Source organism: Pseudomonas sp. Pseusp3 (assembly GCF_047304225.1).
GTDB classification, from domain to species: Bacteria; Pseudomonadota; Gammaproteobacteria; order Pseudomonadales; family Pseudomonadaceae; genus Aquipseudomonas; species Aquipseudomonas fluorescens_CD.
The window spans coordinates 24,332-40,062 of the sequence record NZ_JBGLYV010000005.1 but is presented as its reverse complement, the minus strand read 5'-3'; the positions used below and the strand labels follow the sequence as shown (position 1 = coordinate 40,062).

Sequence of the window (15,731 nt, the reverse complement as noted above, 5' to 3'; positions counted from 1 at the left end):
TTCAAGCGCGCCCTACGGCGGCCAGCCACTCGGGGATGCGCCGTTCCAGGTAGTAACCCGGCTGCCTGAGCGTGCCGTCGACGAAACCGACATGCCCACCCTTGGCTTGCAGTTCGAATTGCGTGCAAGCGGACAGCTCATCGACGTGCGGCAGGCTGTGGGGAAACACGAAGGGGTCGTCGGCAGCCTGGATCATCAAGGTCGGCGTACGGATTTCGCCGAGGAAATAGCGGCTGGAGGCCCGGCGATAGTAATCCTCGGCATCGGCGAAACCGTTCAGCGGCGCGGTAACCCGGCCATCGAAATCCCAGAACGTGCGCATGTTTTCCAGTGATCCGAGGGCCGCCAGGGCTGCCAGGCCCTCCTCGCGTCCGTCGTGCTGGAACTGCCGCTGCTTGTTCTTGATGTAGGCGACCATCTCGCGCATGAAGTGCGCCTGGTAAACCTTGGAGAAGCCTTGGCCGATACGGTCGGCGCACTGGTCCAGGCGAAACGGTACCGACACCGCCACGGCGCCCGTCACGCCGCTGTCGCTGCCGGTTTCGCCCAAGTGCTTGAGCAGGACATTGCCGCCCAGCGAGTAACCCACCGCATACAGTGGCGCGAGAGGCCGTTTGGCCCGCAAATGCCTGATGGTTTCGGCCAGGTCTTCACTGGCGCCGGAATGGTAGCTGCGCGGCAGCAGATTGGGTTCGCCGGAGCAACCGCGCCAGTTCAGCGCGACACTGGCCCAGCCCCGGTCGCCCAGGGCTTTTTGCATACCGGCCACGTAAGGTGAATTCGACGATCCCGTCAGTCCGTGCAGTACCAGCACCAAAGGCGCGTCGGCGCTGTGCGGGCCGTGCCAATCCAGATCGAGAAAGTCGCCATCTTCAAGCCACAGGCGTTCGCGTTCGCGGCCGATGTGCACGGTTTTACGCCACAGCGGCCCCCACAAGGTTTGCAAGTGCGGGTTGCCGAGGCCGAAGGCGGGAGTGAAGGGCGGTGGTTGGACCAGTCCGGGGTGCGGGTGCACAGCGATTCTCGGAAAAAGTGTTCATGAGCCAGCCCGAAGACGCGGCGGCACATCGCCGTGATCGCATCTTCGTGGGTAGCTAACTTGCCACATTCTCGTCAGGTGCGCGACACATGGCATTGGTTGCGCTTTCGCTCGGTGCTGGCAGCGGTTGTTGATCTGTCTTCGGCCCCAGGAGGACAACGCGCCATTGCTCGGCATGAAGATGCCGGTTGAGCGCGTTCTTGATTGATGCGAGGTTCAGGTTCAAGGCAGCTTGCGTGGAAAAGTCGAGTTCCAGCGGCAAATTGTGGGCGCTGATGTCGTGCAACTGGCTCAGAATCTGCGCATTGGTGGCGCTGCCCAACAGTGCGCTACCGACCAGTTGTTGTTGGATGTCGTCGAGTTCCTGCTGGGTCGGCCCTTGAGCGAGGAAGTCGCTGAACATCGTCTTGATATGGGCCAGCACGGCATCGGCCTGCTCTGGTTGGGTCTGCAATTGAATGGTGAGCAACCCTTGGGCCTGAAGGGCTGAAAAGTCGGCTTCAACGTGGTAGGTCAGGCCTCGGCGTTCACGAAGTTCATCTGTCAGTCGGTTGGTGAAAATCCGCATGGCTATCTGAAGCGCGACAAAGTCCGGACTGCTTCGCAGGACACCTGGCTGGGCAAGGCGCAGGTAAGCCTGGGTTGATGGTCGCTCTACGCGCTGCAGATTCGGGGCGGCTGGACTTGTCGCTGGCTGGATCGCGGTAATGGCCGGTCCCTGGGGCAATGCCGCGGATATCTGCGCACCGATGCGCTGGGCTTCTTCCTCAGTGAGGTCACCGACCAGCGTGATCTGGGCGTTGCCCGCGGCATAAGCCTTGCGATGAAAGTCTTGTGCCTGGTTGCGGGTTATCGAGGCAAGTCCAGCCTTGGTTCCGAAGCGGGACTGAGCATAACCGTGGCCGGGAAACAGCTGAGAGAGGTTCGCTTGTCGGGCTTGAGCGGCATGGGACTGATCTTCACGGTCCAGAAAGTACTGCAATTGGGATTTCACCCCAGGCAGGGACTCTTGCGGCAGCAGCGGTTTGCCGAGTACCTGGGCAAACAGTTCCAGGGCCGGAGCCCGCCGGACTTCATCACTCAGGCTACGCAGGGAAAACCAAGTCCGATCCTGGCTGATACCCATATCCATCTTTGCACCCAGATTATCGAACGTCGCCCGTATGGCATTGACATCCTTGCCAGCCACTCCCTCATTCAAAAGGCTATAGGTGACCGCGGCCAGGCCGGGTTGATGCGGTGTTTGGGCGCTGCCGGCGGCAAAGCTGACAAGGACGTCGAACATCGGCAAGCCAGGTGTGCGGATGAACAGAATCTTGGTCCCGTTGTGAGTTTTGTAACCCTTGATCGACAGTGGGCGACGGACCGCCGGGGCCTGAGGTTCATCCAGTGATTGCAGCGCGGGTTTTTGTGGCGTCGCAATTGCCGTGACAGAGGCCTGCCCACTTATAAGCATGCCGGCCAATATCAATCCCTTGATGGCGACTTTGAACTTATCCATTGTTTTTCTCCGGCAAAATCTTCGCGGTACTCAGGCGTTCACGTGTCAGGAATGTGATCGCGGCGTTTTGAATGTCCTGGGGCGTGACCCGGTTCAGCTCGTCAGCGTCCTGATCGGCCAGCCGCCAGTCGAGGCCGATGGTTTCCAGCAAGCCAAGGTTGTAGGCCTGCGCCTCCAGGTCGTCCTGTGCATAAACCGTGTTGGCGATCAGGATGTTTTTCGCGCGCTCCAGTTCTGCCGGTTCCGGTGCCTTGCTTTTCAGTGAATCGATCACTTGCCACAGACGGGTGAGGGCTTCGTCAGCGTTATTGAGCTTGTCCGGGTTGAGCTGTGTGCTGATGGTGAGCAACGAATCGCCACGATTGAAGGCGTCGTACTCTGCCTGGACTTCGGTAAATATTGCCTCGCTCAGTTGCAGTTGCTGTTTGATCCGCGCGCTGTTGGACCCGGCCAGCAACACATTGAGCAGGCGCAAGGCATGAACGCTCGGGCGATTTTGTGCCGTGGCCAGGCTTGGCGTATTGAAGCTCATGATGAGGCGCGGGGACGATATCGGTGCATGCAGGGCCAGTGACCGTTCGCCGGCAGAAGCCAGCTCGACGGGTGCGGGAGCTGCAGGTGTTGCGCGTGCCTCAAGGTGGCCGAAGTACTGCTGTGCCAGCTCCTTGATGCGTTCAGGCACAACATCGCCAACGACCACCAGCGTCGCATTACCCGGCGAATACCAGGCCTGATACCACTGCTGCAATTGAACGGCATTCATGCGTTGCAGGTCGTGCATCCAGCCCATTGTCGGGGTGCGGTAGCCGCTGGCCGGATAGGCGATGCTGTTCAGTCGTTCCTGAGCCGACGCGTTGATTTCATCATCGACGCGCATCCGACGCTCCTCCTGAATGACCTTGAGCTCCGGCGTGAAGTCCTGTGCATCCAGCTTGGCCGTACTCATCAGGTCGGCCAGTATTTCGAAAGCGACGCCTGTGCGGCCGGAAGGCAGTGTCTGCTCAAAAAACGTGTAGTCAGTGCCGGTGAATGCGTTTTCACTGGCGCCAAGCTTCTTCAGTATCTGCGCGAACTCTCCAGCGCAGGCCTTGCTGCTGCCTTTGTAAACCATGTGTTCGAGGGCGTGGGACAGGCCCGACTGGCCGGGCGGTTCGTAGCTTGAGCCGACCTTGATCCAGAGTTGGGCGGTGACAATGGGGGAGCGATGGTCCTCGCGCACGACAACCTTGAGACCATTATCCAGTACGAAGTCTTGTGTTGCAGGGTTTGATGCCGCAGTAGCCATGAGCGGCAACCAGGCGATAAAGGGCAACACAAACGTGCTGCGGGAGATGTTCATCCGTGTACATCCTCAGTGGTTTGCAGGTATTTGCGCAAACCACTGTGGATCATCCAGAAGGGTGTCAGGCGGTAACTATGTAGTGCCTTTCCAAATTGTCTTTGGTGCAGTCATCTCGCCAGGAGTTCAGGCGCTACGTTGCCACAACGAGTAGTAGACGCGCCCGGATTTCTGCTCCCGGTGCAGGCGCCAGTTCTGCGGCAGGCCCAGGGTCGATGGCGCGGACTCGCTTTCGGTGTACACCCAGGCATCTTCGGCCAGCCATTGGCGCTCTTCGAGCAACTTGCAAACGGCGGGCAACAGATTCTGGTTGAACGGCGGGTCGAGGAACACCAGGTCGTAGGCCGTTGCGGTCTGGGTTTCCAGATAGCGCAGGGCATCGGCGGTCTGGACCTGGCCGTTGGTGCAACGCAGTGTGCCCAGGTGTTCCTTCAGGCTCGATACCGCAAGGCTGCTGGCGTCCAGCGCCTGACCCATGGCTGCACCACGGGACAGGGCTTCGAGGAACAGCGCGCCGCTACCGGTGAACGGATCGAGTACCTTGGCGCCCGGCACATACGGCGCGAGCCAGTTGAACAGGGTTTCACGCACGCGGTCCGGCGTCGGGCGCAGGCCCGGGGCGTCGGGGAAGCTCAGCTTCCGGCTGCGCCATTCGCCGCCGATGATGCGCAGCTGGTTCACGCCGTTGTGGACGTTTTTGGCGGGTTTTTTAGGATGGGCCATTAATGCTCCGGAACCCCGAGCGGCTGCTCGGAAGGTTTATCAGTAGGGGCCGGTAACGGCTGTTGCGGCACGGTCGGGCCAGCGCTGACGATGACCATTTTGTCCGTGCTCAGGTGTTTGTTCATGGCGGCTTTGACCTGCTCGACGGTCAAGGCCTGGGACTGTTGCATGAAGTCTTCCAGGTGACTCAACGGCAGGTTGTAGAAACCGATGGCGCCCAGCTGGCCGACGATGTCGGCGTTGCTGGCGGTAGACAGCGGGAAGCTGCCGGCCAGTTCGCGCTTGGCGTCGTCGAGCTCTTTTTCGGTCGGGCCGGTTTTAAGGTAGTCGGCCAGCACATCTTGTACCAGCTTCAGGGTACCTTCGCTCATCTCGGCGCGGGTTTGCAGGTTGATCATGAACGGGCCACGCGCCTGCATCGGTGTGAAACCTGAATACACGCCGTAAGTCAGGCCACGCTTCTCGCGCACTTCGCTCATCAACCGGGTGCCGAAGCCGCCGCCACCGAGAATCTGGTTACCCATGGACAACGCCGCGTAGTCCGGATCGTCGCGGTCGATACCCAGTTGCGCGAGCATCAGGTTGGTCTGCTTGGACGGGAACTCGATATGGTTGACGCCAGCCTTGGGCTCGACAGGTTGCGCGATTTTCGGCAACGCAGGGCCTTTGGGCAGGGCGCTGGAAACCTGTGTGGCAATCGTCTCGGCTTCCGCGCGGGACAGGTCACCGACCAGCGCGATCACCACGTTACCCGCTGCGTAGGCTTTCTCGTGGAACGCACGCAGTTGTGCCGCGGTAATCGTCGGTACGGTTTTCGCCGTGCCGTCGCTGGAATGCGCGTACGGGTGATCACCGTACAAGCGGTTCATCAGTTCCAGGCTGGCCAGTTTGCCGGGGTTCTGTTTCTGGTATTCGAAACCGGCGAGCATCTGGTTCTTGATGCGGGCCAGCGAATCGGCAGGGAAAGTCGGCTTGCCGATGACTTCGGCAAAAAGTTTCAGGGCCGGCTCGCGCTTGTCCTTGGCGCTCAGGCTGCGCAGTGAAGCGATTGCCATGTCCTTATAGGCACCGTTGCCAAAGTCGGCACCCAAGCCTTCGAAGCCCTGGGCAATGGCACCGACGTCTTTGCCGGCCACGCCTTCGTTGAGCATGGCGTTGGTCAACACCGCCAGGCCCGGTGTATTGCCGTCCTGGCTACTGCCGGCAGCGAAGATCAGGCGCATGTCGAACATCGGCAGCTCATGGGCTTCGACGAACAGTACCTTGGTGCCTTCAGCGGTGTTCCAGGTCTGCACGTCGAGCTTGCGGTGGTCCGGTGCCTTGCCGTTGAGTTCGGTCAGCGATTGCAGTTTCTGGCTGGCCTTGGCCTTGTCCAGGGCTTCGCTGGCACTGGTTTCGCCAGGGCGTGACAAATAGAACGCAGCGGAACCGATAACGGCAACGGCGACCAGGCCGATCAGGGCCAGGCGGGAGGGTTTACGCTCACTCATGAGTCGTCTCCAGAGGCAGTACATGGGCGACGCTGAGACGTTCGCGGGTGAAATACAGCTTGGCGGCTTTCTGGATATCTTGCGGTGTCACGCTTTCCAGGTCGGCCAGTTCGGTGTCCATCAGCTTCCATGACAGGCCGACGGTTTCCAGTTGGCCGATGGCAGTAGCCTGGCTGGTGATCGAGTCGCGCTCGTAAACCAGGCCGGCAATGACTTGTGCGCGTACGCGCTCCAGTTCTTCGGCGGTCGGCGCGGTGGTTTTCAGTTGTTCGAGCAGCTTCCACAAACCGGCTTGCGCCTGGGCGATGGTTTTGTGCTTCTGTGAGTTTGGCGATGCCGACAGGGTGAAGAGACTGTCGCCACGGGTATAGGCGTCGTAACTCGACGAGCCGCCGGACACCAGTTCTTCACCGCGCTCCAGTTGCGTCGGGATGCGCCCGCTGTAGCCGCCATCGAGCAGCGCCGAGATCAGGCGCAGGGCGTTGACCAGGCGCTTGTCGTCGGCGGTGGCTATGCCCGGCACGTTGAAGGCCAGCATCAGGCTTGGCAGTTGAGTCTGTACGTGCAGGGTGATCTGGCGCTCGCCGGGTTCGGCCAGTTCCAGCGGTTTTTTCGCGGCCGGTACATCACGCTTGGCGATCGGGCCGAAATAGCGCTGGGCCAGAGCCTTGACTTCGTCAGGCGTCACGTCGCCGACCACCACCAGCGTGGCGTTGTTCGGCACATACCAGGTCTGGTACCAGTGGCGCAGCTCTTCGACATTCATTCGCTCAAGGTCGGCCATCCAGCCGATGGTCGGCGTGTGATAGCCGCTGGCCGGGTAGGCCATGGCCTTGAAACGTTCGTAGGCCTTGGACATCGGCTTGTCGTCGGTGCGCAGGCGACGTTCTTCCTTGATGACCTCGATTTCCTTGGCGAACTCGTCGGCCGGCAGGCGCAGGCTGGCCATGCGGTCGGCCTCCAGCTCGAAGGCTACGCCCAAGCGGTCGCGGGCCAGCACCTGGTAGTACGCGGTGAAGTCGTCGCTGGTGAATGCATTCTCTTCGGCGCCGAGGTCGCGCAGGATCAGCGAGGCTTCGCCGGGGCCAACTTTCTCGCTGCCCTTGAACATCATGTGTTCCAGGGCGTGGGACAGGCCGGTATTGCCCGGTGTCTCATAGCTGGAGCCGACCTTGTACCAGACCTGGGAAACCACCACGGGTGCACGGTGGTCTTCACGCACGACTACCTTCAGGCCATTGTCGAGGGTGAATTCGTGGGTGGGTTGCGGGTCGGCAGCCAAGGCCGAAAGGGGCAGGCAAACTGTGCTGAGCAGCAGGCCTGCGGCGCGGCGGGCAAGAGCATTCATTCGTTTTCAAACCTTTGGGGCTGCCCGCTTGTTCTTAGCGTCAGCGGGCGAGAGGGTGCTAGGATACTGATCCGTTTTAGCGGCGGCCACGCCTATCAGGCCTTTATGCTTGATCAGGTTGTATGGGTTTGCGACGGAAGGTGGATATTTATCAACTAAATTCTGCTTTTTCGCCGATTTTGCTGCTTTAGTCCTATGAGAAATCGATTTCTTGAGGCGCCGATGAGCACCTCGACAAAATGTTGCGCGTGAACAAGCTGAGTCAATCGCAGTCTGTTCTGCATCGAATATTTAATTGCCGGGGCGCCATTGGCGCGTCGCTACCGTGAGATAGCCGTCCTCCATGTTTGGTTCCAACGACGACAAGAAGACCCCAGCTGCGGCTGGCGAGAAGAAAAGCCTGTTCGGATGGCTGCGCAAAAAGCCGCAGGAACCCGCCGTCGAACAGCCACAACCCGCTCCTGAGCCAGCGCCTGCCGCGGCTCCGGTAATAGAACAAGCGTCCGCGCCGGTGGTCCTGCCGACTGCAGAGCCAGTACTGCAACAGCAGGTCGAACCTGTCCGCGAAATCATCGGGCAGCCGCTGACTACCGCTGCCGAGCCATGGCTGACCTTACCTGTGGCGGAAGAGGCCGTGGCACTGGTCGAGAATGACCTGGCACCCCATGTGACCCCGCCGATTCCGGCCTCGGCGGCGTTCACGCCGGCACCGGTCCATGCGCCTGTGGTCGAGCCGGTGGTGGCACCCGTCGTTGTGGCTGCACCTGCACCGGTTGCTCCGCCCGTCGTAGCCCCGGTAGTCCCGGTTGTTGCAGCAGCTGCTCCCGTCCCGGCTCCGGTCGAAACCCCGGCCGCGCCGGCACGCACCGAAGAAACCAAGGCCGGTTTCTTTGCCCGTCTCAAGCAAGGCCTGTCCAAGACCAGCGCCAGTATTGGCGAAGGCATGGCCAGCCTGTTTCTGGGCAAGAAGGTCATCGATGACGAGCTGCTTGAAGATCTCGAGACGCGTTTGCTGACCGCCGATGTCGGCGTAGAAGCCACGTCGGTGATCATTCAGCGTTTGACGCAAAAGGTCGCGCGCAAAGAGCTGGCCGACGCCGATGCCCTGTACAAATCCCTGCAAGCCGAGCTGGCCGCCATGCTCAAGCCTGTCGAGCAGCCGCTGAAAGTCACCTCGCAGAACAAGCCGTTCGTGATTCTGGTCGTCGGCGTCAACGGTGCCGGCAAGACCACCACCATCGGCAAGCTGGCGAAGAAACTGCAGCTGGAGGGCAAGAAAGTCATGCTGGCAGCCGGCGATACCTTCCGTGCGGCGGCGGTGGAGCAGTTGCAGGTCTGGGGCGAGCGCAACAAGATCCCGGTGATCGCGCAGCACACTGGCGCTGACTCGGCTTCGGTGATCTTCGACGCCGTGCAGGCCGCCAAGGCTCGTGGCATCGATGTGCTGATCGCCGACACCGCCGGTCGCCTACACACCAAAGACAACCTGATGGAAGAGCTGAAAAAAGTTCGCCGGGTGATCGGCAAGCTCGACGCCGACGCACCTCACGAAGTGCTGTTGGTGCTTGACGCCGGCACCGGCCAGAACGCCATCAACCAGGCCAAGCAATTCAACCAGACCGTCGAACTGACTGGCCTGGCGCTGACCAAGCTCGACGGCACCGCAAAAGGCGGGGTAATTTTCGCCCTGGCCAAGCAATTCGGCCTGCCGATCCGCTACATCGGCGTCGGCGAAGGCATCGACGATTTGCGTACCTTTGAAGCAGAACCCTTTGTCCAGGCATTGTTTGCCGAGCGGGAGCGTTCATGATTCGTTTCGAACAGGTCGGTAAACGCTACCCGAACGGTCACGTCGGCTTGCATGAGCTGAGCTTTCGAGTCCGTCGTGGCGAGTTTCTGTTTGTCACCGGCCATTCCGGTGCCGGTAAATCCACCCTGTTGCGCCTGTTGCTGGCGATGGAGCGCCCGACCAGCGGCAAGTTGCTGCTCGCCGGGCAAGACCTGAGCACCATCAGCAACGCGCAGATACCTTTCCTGCGTCGGCAGATCGGCGTGGTGTTCCAGAATCACCAGTTGCTGTTCGATCGCACGGTGTTCAATAACGTCGCGTTGCCATTGCAGATCCTGGGCCTGTCCAAGGCCGAGATCGCCAAGCGCGTGGACTCGGCACTGGAGCGCGTGGCGCTGTCGGATAAAACCGATCTGTACCCGGGTGACCTGTCCACCGGTCAGCAACAGCGCGTCGGTATCGCCCGCGCCATCGTCCACCGTCCGGCCTTGCTGCTGGCGGACGAACCGACCGGTAACCTCGACCCGCGTCTGGCCGCCGAAATCATGGGTGTGTTCGAAGACATCAACCGTCTGGGTACCAGCGTGCTGATCGCCAGTCACGACCTGGCCCTGATCGCCCGCATGCGTCACCGCATGCTGACCCTGCAACGCGGCCGATTGATCGGCGACGGGGAGGCTGCCGTATGAGTGCTACCCGCAGCCCGAAGGTTTCCGAGCGCGTGGCCCCGAAAGCCGCCGATCCGCAACCGCAAAAGAAAAAACACGACGATGACGACGGGCCGGACTTCGCCACGTTGTTCCGTGCCTGGATCGAAAGCCATCGTGCCAGCCTGGTGGACAGCCTGCGCCGTCTGGGCAAACAACCCATCGGCAGTTTTTTCACCTGCATGGTGATGGCGGTGGCCTTGAGTTTGCCCATGGGCCTGTCACTTTTGCTAAGTAACGTCGAACGTCTGGGCGGTTCCTGGCAGCGCGCGGCACAGATTTCCCTGTATCTGGAAATCGAGGCGAGCCCAGCGCAAGGCGAAGCGTTGCGCGATCAGATCAAGGGTATGCCCGGCGTCGCCGAGGCCGAATATGTTGGCCGGGAGCAGGCGCTGGAAGAGTTCCAGCAACAGTCCGGTCTGGGTGAGGCGCTCAAGGAACTGCCGGAAAACCCGTTGCCGGGCGTGGTGTTGGTAACGCCGACCGAAGTCGACAAGCCAGCCCTTGAAGCATTAAGACAAAAACTTTCCGAGTTGCCGAAGGTACAGCAGGCGCAACTTGATTTAGTCTGGGTCGAGCGTCTGGCCGCCATCCTCAAGCTGGGTGACCGTTTTGTCTTCGGTCTGACCGTGCTCCTGGTTTCTGCATTACTTTTGGTGATAGGCAATACCATTCGTCTTCATATTGAAAACCGCCGCACAGAGATAGAAGTGATTAAACTGGTCGGCGGCACTGACAGCTATGTACGCAGGCCCTTTCTATATATGGGCGCGCTGTACGGCTTCGGTGCGGGGATTCTGTCTTGGGGCGTACTGGCGTTCGGCCTTGACTGGCTGAACGATGCAGTGGTGGGGCTGGCCGGCTTGTACGGCAGTGACTTTGCGCTGGCTGGAGTGCCAGTTGCCGACGGTCTGTCTCTCTTGCTTGGCGCGGTGCTGTTGGGGTATATCGGTGCATGGATTGCAGTCGCACGCCACCTGAGGGAGCTTGCGCCTAAGTAGTATCATTTTGCTCGTATTGACCTTTCAGCGTTTATGGGTTTTAGGGAACTTGTCTTTCGGTTTCCGGTCAATTTTCGCAGTGCTGAACTGCACGAGTTTGTAAGTCGGAGGTTTTTTCGTATGACCAATTCTTTGCAGCCTGCATATGCTCTGGTCCCGGGTGCGAACCTGGAGGCCTATGTGCACACCGTCAACAGCATTCCATTGCTGTCGCCGGAGCAGGAGCGTGAACTGGCCGAGAGTCTCTATTATGAGCAGGATTTGGGGGCGGCTCGGCAGATGGTGCTCGCCCACCTGCGTTTTGTCGTACATATCGCCCGTAGCTATTCCGGCTACGGCCTGGCTCAGGCTGACCTGATCCAGGAAGGCAACGTCGGCCTGATGAAGGCCGTGAAACGCTTCAACCCGGAAATGGGCGTGCGCCTGGTGTCCTTTGCCGTGCACTGGATCAAGGCGGAAATCCACGAGTTCATCCTGCGCAACTGGCGCATCGTGAAAGTCGCGACCACCAAGGCCCAGCGCAAGCTGTTCTTCAATCTGCGCAGCCAGAAGAAACGTCTGGCCTGGTTGAATAACGAGGAAGTCCATCGCGTAGCGGAAAGCCTGGGTGTAGAGCCTCGGGAAGTCCGCGAGATGGAAAGTCGCCTGACCGGCCATGACATGGCCTTCGACCCGGCTGCCGAAGCGGACGACGACAGTGCATTCCAGTCGCCGGCCAACTATCTGGAAGACCACCGGTACGACCCGGCGCGTCAACTGGAAGACGCCGACTGGAGCGACAACTCCAACCACAACCTGCACGAAGCGCTGGAAGTGCTGGACGACCGCAGCCGTGACATCCTCTACCAGCGCTGGCTGGCGGAAGAAAAAGCCACGCTGCACGACCTGGCGCAGAAGTACAACGTGTCGGCCGAGCGTATTCGCCAACTCGAGAAGAGCGCGATGAACAAGCTCAAGTTGTCGATCGCCGCGTAACTGGCGAGCAGGCAATAAAAAACGCCCCGATCATTGATCGGGGCGTTTTTGTTTGTGCCCATTTTTCAAGTCCACCCAGGCCCCTGTGGGAGCGGGCTTGCCCGCGATGGTCGTGAACGATAACGCGTAAAGCCAGATGCCCAGCGGCGCACTTGGGTTTTTCGCGAGCAGGCTCGCTCCTACAGGGGAAGGCGTCGTGTTATTGAGACCACGGCGCCCGGCGCGAATCGTTGAGACCTGCCAGATAGCTTCCACCACCCAGCTGACTCATCTGCCGTCGTATCCAGCCGGCACGACGCGCGACGTAGGAAGTAGGGTGACTAGCGCTCCAGACTCGCGGGTTGGGCAATACGGCGGCCAGTAAGCTCGATTGCTGGCGGCTGAGAGTTTTAGCGCTTACACCGAAGTGATACCGGGCTGCTGCCTCTGCACCAAACACCCCTTCATCCCATTCGACGCTATTGAGATAAACCTCAAGAATCCGCTGCTTGGGCCAGAGCACTTCAATCAACGCGGTAAACCAGGCCTCCAGGCCTTTGCGCAGCCAGCTGCGGCCGGACCACAGGAACAGGTTTTTCGAGACTTGCTGGCTCAGGGTGCTGGCGCCGCGGATCGAACCGCCGCGCTCGTTATGGGCAAACGCGGCCTGAATCGCGCCGATATCGAAGCCCCAGTGCTCGGAGAACTTCTGGTCTTCCCCGGCAATCACGGCGACTTTCAGGTCATCGGAGATCTCGTCCCAGGGTTTCCAGGTCCGTTGCAGGTCAATGGGTTCGCCATCGAACCAGGATTCGATCTTGCGCTCGACCATCAGCGCCGTCCCCGGTGGCGGTACCACGCGAAAGATCAGCACCAGCAATACGCTGCCACCCATGAACCAGAGCACGGCCTTGGTGAAAAGACGAAAATAGATACGCAGCATATAGATGGCTTGGCCGAACCCGTTGAGCGGGCCATTATACAGACCCTGTTGATCGAGTCTGACTGGAGTTCTGCATGCTGCGTGGCTTTCTGATGCTGGCCGCTTTTTTCGGCTTCACCGGTGTCGGCCTTGGGGCTTTTGCCGCCCACGGCCTGAAAAGCCGTCTGACCCCTGAATATCTGACGATTTTTCATACCGGCGTCACCTATCAACTGGTGCATACCCTGGCGCTGCTGGGCGTGGCGCTGTTGGCCACGCAGGTTCCCGGCCGTTTGCTCACCTGGGCCGGCGCATCCTTTGCCATCGGCATCCTGCTGTTCTCCGGCAGCCTGTACGTGCTCACGCTGACCGGTGTCAGCAAGCTTGGCATCGTCACCCCGTTCGGCGGCCTGGCCTTCCTCGCGGGCTGGCTCTGCCTGGGCCTCGCCGCCTGGCGACTGACGTGATCCTGTGGGAGCGAGCTCGCTCGCGATGGACGTCAACGGTAACGCTGGAAACCTGACACCCCGAGGTGTTTTCGGGTCCATCGCGAGCAAGCTCGCTCCTACAGGGCCCCATTACAGACGAATGGCTTGGGTCGACCTGACTGATCGGGCTAGAATGCCTGCCCCTAAAAATGATGGCGGCATCCGGCATGCGCATTCAGTTGAACGGCGAATCCTTTGAACTGCCCGACGGTGAAACCGTTGCGGCCCTGCTGACCCGTCTGGACCTGACCGGACGTCGGGTGGCGGTCGAACTCAATCTGGATATCGTCCCGCGCAGCCAGCACGCAGACACCACGTTGAACGACGGCGACAACGTCGAAGTGGTGCACGCCATCGGCGGCGGCTAGTGGTCTCGGCCGAGTGGCCGCAGAATTCTGCAAGAACCTCACCCCTACAGAGGATTTCCCATGAGCATCGTTCGTAGCGACAAGCCTTTCGTCCTGGCCGGTCGTACTTACCAGTCGCGTTTGCTGGTCGGTACCGGCAAGTACCGTGACATGGAAGAAACCCGCCAGGCCATCGAAGCCTCGGGTGCCGAAATCGTCACTTTCGCCGTGCGCCGCACCAACCTCGGACAGATCGAGGGCGAGCCGAATCTGCTTGAAGTGCTGTCGCCGGATCGCTACACCTTCCTGCCGAACACCGCCGGTTGCTACGACGCTATCGAGGCCGTGCGCACCTGCCGCCTGGCCCGTGAGCTGCTCGATGGCCACAACCTGGTGAAGCTGGAAGTGCTGGCGGATCAGAAAACCCTGTTCCCCAACGTGATCGAAACCCTCAAGGCCGCCGAAACGCTGGTCAAGGAAGGCTTCGACGTGATGGTCTACACCAGTGACGATCCGATCATTGCCCGGCAACTGGCGGAAATCGGCTGCATCGCGGTCATGCCGCTGGCCGGTCTGATCGGTTCGGGTCTGGGGATCTGCAACCCGTACAACCTGCAGATCATTCTCGAAGAAGCGAAAATCCCGGTGCTGGTGGATGCCGGTGTCGGTACCGCTTCCGACGCCACCATCGCCATGGAACTGGGTTGTGATGCAGTGCTGATGAACTCGGCCATCGCCCATGCCCAGCAGCCGGTCATGATGGCTGAAGCCATGAAACATGCGATCGTCGCAGGCCGCCTGGCCTACCTCGCCGGCCGTATGCCGAAAAAACTCTATGCCAGCGCCTCTTCGCCGCTGGATGGTCTGATCAAGTAAGAGCCATTGATGACTGAATCGAACGACACGCCTATCCAGACGGAAGAAGGCGACGAGCGCCAACACCGCCGCATCAAGAGTTTCGTGATGCGTGCCGGGCGCATGACCGAAGGCCAGCAACGCGGCCTGGAGCAGGGCGCGCCGCTGTTCGTGCTGCCGCTGGCCGACGCGCCGGTGGACTTCGACCAGGTGTTCGGTCGCTCGGCACCGCGCTCGCTGGAAATCGGTTTCGGCATGGGCCATTCGCTGCTGGAAATGGCGGCGGCGGCTCCGGATCAGGATTTCATCGGCGTGGAGGTTCACCGGCCGGGTGTCGGGGCGCTGCTCAATGGCGTGCTGACCCAGGGTTTGACCAACCTGCGAGTCTACGATTGCGACGCCATCGAAGTGCTCAACCGCTGCGTGGCCGATAACAGCCTCGATCGCCTGATGCTGTTTTTCCCGGACCCGTGGCACAAGAGCCGTCATCACAAGCGCCGTATCGTTCAGGCGTCCTTCGCTGAGCTGGTGCGCAGCAAGTTGAAGGTCGGCGGCATTCTGCACATGGCCACCGACTGGGAACCCTACGCCGAATACATGCTGGAAGTGATGAGCGTTGCACCGGGTTACCGCAACCTTGCCGAAGACGGCAAGTGCGTACCGCGCCCGGCCGAGCGCCCGATCACCAAGTTCGAACGCCGTGGCGAACGTCTTGGGCATGGCGTGTGGGATCTGAAGTTCGAAAAACAGTCCTAAACTTCACACAATCCAAACTGTAGGAGCGAGCCTGCTCGCGATGAATCCGAGAGCGGCGCGGGCATTCAGAATCCCCGCGTCATCGTTGACGACCATCGCGAGCAGGCTCGCTCCTACAGTGGCTTTGTGTTGGTCAAAAATTCAGCGGCGGTCGGCTACGACGCCAATGAGCACCAGCACCACCAGCAACACCGGCGCGAGGCTGTAGTTGTTGAACTGGCTCAAGCCGCGCACGACCCATGGCGTGGCGTAGATCAGCGCCGCGCCGCTGCCGATCATGCACAGCAGGGACATCAGTGGCACGCGCAAGGCGCCGGCGATGCTGCCCAGACGCTGCTCGACCCAGCCTTTGAAATCCGCACCAAACAGCACCAGCAGGCAGCCCACCAGGGCCAGGGCGATTTCCGAGAGGTTGCTGCGGCTCCAGCGGGATACTGTGGCCAGCAGGTCGAGTATCAGATCCATTCGATTT

At 60.6% G+C, this 15,731-nt stretch carries 16 protein-coding genes; 8 read left to right on the top strand and 8 right to left on the bottom strand.

Annotated features, from left to right (window positions below; genetic code table 11):
- Position 1: 1 nt before the first annotated feature.
- From ACCD00_RS03080 to ACCD00_RS03055, 6 genes are all read right to left on the bottom strand, one after another.
- Positions 2-1,015 (bottom strand): hydrolase, encoded by a 1,014-nt coding sequence (locus tag ACCD00_RS03080; RefSeq protein WP_413421806.1) that lies wholly within the window; start codon positions 1,013-1,015, stop codon positions 2-4.
- A 79-nt stretch (positions 1,016-1,094) separates the two neighbouring features.
- Positions 1,095-2,540 (bottom strand): M16 family metallopeptidase, encoded by a 1,446-nt coding sequence (locus ACCD00_RS03075; RefSeq protein WP_413421804.1) that lies wholly within the window; start codon positions 2,538-2,540, stop codon positions 1,095-1,097.
- Positions 2,533-3,879 (bottom strand): M16 family metallopeptidase, encoded by a 1,347-nt coding sequence (locus ACCD00_RS03070; RefSeq protein ID WP_413421802.1) that lies wholly within the window; start codon positions 3,877-3,879, stop codon positions 2,533-2,535. The genes ACCD00_RS03075 and ACCD00_RS03070 overlap by 8 nt, the downstream gene beginning before the upstream one ends.
- Before the next feature lie 126 nt (positions 3,880-4,005).
- Positions 4,006-4,602: a 16S rRNA (guanine(966)-N(2))-methyltransferase RsmD gene (rsmD, locus tag ACCD00_RS03065; RefSeq protein WP_413421800.1), complete on the bottom strand. Its 597-nt coding sequence runs from the start codon at positions 4,600-4,602 to the stop codon at positions 4,006-4,008.
- On the bottom strand, positions 4,602-6,092 hold the full coding sequence (locus ACCD00_RS03060) for a M16 family metallopeptidase (protein ID WP_413421798.1): 1,491 nt from the start codon (positions 6,090-6,092) through the stop codon (positions 4,602-4,604). Before ACCD00_RS03060 ends, rsmD begins: the two co-directional genes overlap by 1 nt.
- Positions 6,085-7,440, bottom strand: coding sequence for a M16 family metallopeptidase (locus tag ACCD00_RS03055; RefSeq protein WP_413421796.1), 1,356 nt, complete (start codon positions 7,438-7,440; stop codon positions 6,085-6,087). Before ACCD00_RS03055 ends, ACCD00_RS03060 begins: the two co-directional genes overlap by 8 nt.
- Positions 7,441-7,783: 343 nt before the next feature.
- Between ACCD00_RS03055 and ftsY the strand changes: the two genes are divergently transcribed.
- The 4 genes from ftsY (at position 7,784) to rpoH (ending at position 11,912) form a co-directional block, all read left to right on the top strand.
- Complete coding sequence (gene ftsY / locus ACCD00_RS03050; RefSeq protein WP_413421794.1) at positions 7,784-9,250, top strand: signal recognition particle-docking protein FtsY; 1,467 nt, start codon at positions 7,784-7,786, stop codon at positions 9,248-9,250.
- Complete coding sequence (gene ftsE / locus ACCD00_RS03045) at positions 9,247-9,918, top strand: cell division ATP-binding protein FtsE (protein WP_007975383.1); 672 nt, start codon at positions 9,247-9,249, stop codon at positions 9,916-9,918. The genes ftsY and ftsE overlap by 4 nt, the downstream gene beginning before the upstream one ends.
- Entirely contained in the window at positions 9,915-10,937 is a 1,023-nt protein-coding gene (ftsX, locus tag ACCD00_RS03040; protein ID WP_413421792.1) for a permease-like cell division protein FtsX, read from the top strand. The genes ftsE and ftsX overlap by 4 nt, the downstream gene beginning before the upstream one ends.
- 120 nt (positions 10,938-11,057) lie before the next feature.
- Positions 11,058-11,912, top strand: a complete 855-nt coding sequence (gene rpoH, locus ACCD00_RS03035) for an RNA polymerase sigma factor RpoH (protein WP_007975386.1) — start codon at positions 11,058-11,060, stop codon at positions 11,910-11,912.
- 199 nt (positions 11,913-12,111) lie between these two features.
- Here rpoH and mtgA read toward each other — a convergent pair whose 3' ends face one another.
- Entirely contained in the window at positions 12,112-12,834 is a 723-nt protein-coding gene (gene mtgA / locus ACCD00_RS03030; RefSeq protein ID WP_413421790.1) for a monofunctional biosynthetic peptidoglycan transglycosylase, read from the bottom strand.
- A 74-nt stretch (positions 12,835-12,908) separates the two neighbouring features.
- On the opposite strand from mtgA, the gene ACCD00_RS03025 reads away from it, so the two are divergent.
- The 4 genes from ACCD00_RS03025 to trmB all read left to right on the top strand — a co-directional run bounded on the left by ACCD00_RS03025 (position 12,909) and on the right by trmB (position 15,259).
- A complete protein-coding gene (locus tag ACCD00_RS03025) occupies positions 12,909-13,280 on the top strand; it encodes a DUF423 domain-containing protein (RefSeq protein WP_413421788.1) in 372 nt (123 codons plus the stop codon).
- 188 nt (positions 13,281-13,468) lie between these two features.
- On the top strand, positions 13,469-13,669 hold the full coding sequence (gene thiS / locus ACCD00_RS03020; RefSeq protein WP_007953386.1) for a sulfur carrier protein ThiS: 201 nt from the start codon (positions 13,469-13,471) through the stop codon (positions 13,667-13,669).
- Positions 13,670-13,729: 60 nt separating this feature from the next.
- Positions 13,730-14,524, top strand: coding sequence for a thiazole synthase (locus ACCD00_RS03015; RefSeq protein WP_008019974.1), 795 nt, complete (start codon positions 13,730-13,732; stop codon positions 14,522-14,524).
- A 9-nt stretch (positions 14,525-14,533) separates the two neighbouring features.
- Positions 14,534-15,259, top strand: coding sequence for a tRNA (guanosine(46)-N7)-methyltransferase TrmB (gene trmB / locus ACCD00_RS03010; protein WP_008019972.1), 726 nt, complete (start codon positions 14,534-14,536; stop codon positions 15,257-15,259).
- Between the two features lie 141 nt (positions 15,260-15,400).
- On the opposite strand, the gene ACCD00_RS03005 is transcribed toward trmB, so the two are convergent.
- Positions 15,401-15,724 (bottom strand): DUF3392 domain-containing protein, encoded by a 324-nt coding sequence (locus tag ACCD00_RS03005; RefSeq protein WP_008019970.1) that lies wholly within the window; start codon positions 15,722-15,724, stop codon positions 15,401-15,403.
- Positions 15,725-15,731 lie beyond the last annotated feature (7 nt).

What these genes read in the sequence shown, in the direction of transcription:
- ftsX (WP_413421792.1), top strand. Translation starts at nt 9,915, where the DNA reads ATGAGTGCTACCCGCAGCCCGAAGGTTTCCGAGCGCGTGGCCCCGAAA.
- ACCD00_RS03005 (WP_008019970.1), bottom strand. Translation starts at nt 15,724, where the DNA reads ATGGATCTGATACTCGACCTGCTGGCCACAGTATCCCGCTGGAGCCGC.
- trmB (WP_008019972.1), top strand. Translation starts at nt 14,534, where the DNA reads ATGACTGAATCGAACGACACGCCTATCCAGACGGAAGAAGGCGACGAG.
- rpoH (WP_007975386.1), top strand. Translation starts at nt 11,058, where the DNA reads ATGACCAATTCTTTGCAGCCTGCATATGCTCTGGTCCCGGGTGCGAAC.
- ACCD00_RS03060 (WP_413421798.1), bottom strand. Translation starts at nt 6,092, where the DNA reads ATGAGTGAGCGTAAACCCTCCCGCCTGGCCCTGATCGGCCTGGTCGCC.
- rsmD (WP_413421800.1), bottom strand. Translation starts at nt 4,602, where the DNA reads ATGGCCCATCCTAAAAAACCCGCCAAAAACGTCCACAACGGCGTGAAC.
- ftsE (WP_007975383.1), top strand. Translation starts at nt 9,247, where the DNA reads ATGATTCGTTTCGAACAGGTCGGTAAACGCTACCCGAACGGTCACGTC.
- mtgA (WP_413421790.1), bottom strand. Translation starts at nt 12,834, where the DNA reads ATGCTGCGTATCTATTTTCGTCTTTTCACCAAGGCCGTGCTCTGGTTC.
- ACCD00_RS03055 (WP_413421796.1), bottom strand. Translation starts at nt 7,440, where the DNA reads ATGAATGCTCTTGCCCGCCGCGCCGCAGGCCTGCTGCTCAGCACAGTT.
- ACCD00_RS03075 (WP_413421804.1), bottom strand. Translation starts at nt 2,540, where the DNA reads ATGGATAAGTTCAAAGTCGCCATCAAGGGATTGATATTGGCCGGCATG.
- ACCD00_RS03070 (WP_413421802.1), bottom strand. Translation starts at nt 3,879, where the DNA reads ATGAACATCTCCCGCAGCACGTTTGTGTTGCCCTTTATCGCCTGGTTG.
- thiS (WP_007953386.1), top strand. Translation starts at nt 13,469, where the DNA reads ATGCGCATTCAGTTGAACGGCGAATCCTTTGAACTGCCCGACGGTGAA.
- ACCD00_RS03015 (WP_008019974.1), top strand. Translation starts at nt 13,730, where the DNA reads ATGAGCATCGTTCGTAGCGACAAGCCTTTCGTCCTGGCCGGTCGTACT.
- ftsY (WP_413421794.1), top strand. Translation starts at nt 7,784, where the DNA reads ATGTTTGGTTCCAACGACGACAAGAAGACCCCAGCTGCGGCTGGCGAG.
- ACCD00_RS03025 (WP_413421788.1), top strand. Translation starts at nt 12,909, where the DNA reads ATGCTGCGTGGCTTTCTGATGCTGGCCGCTTTTTTCGGCTTCACCGGT.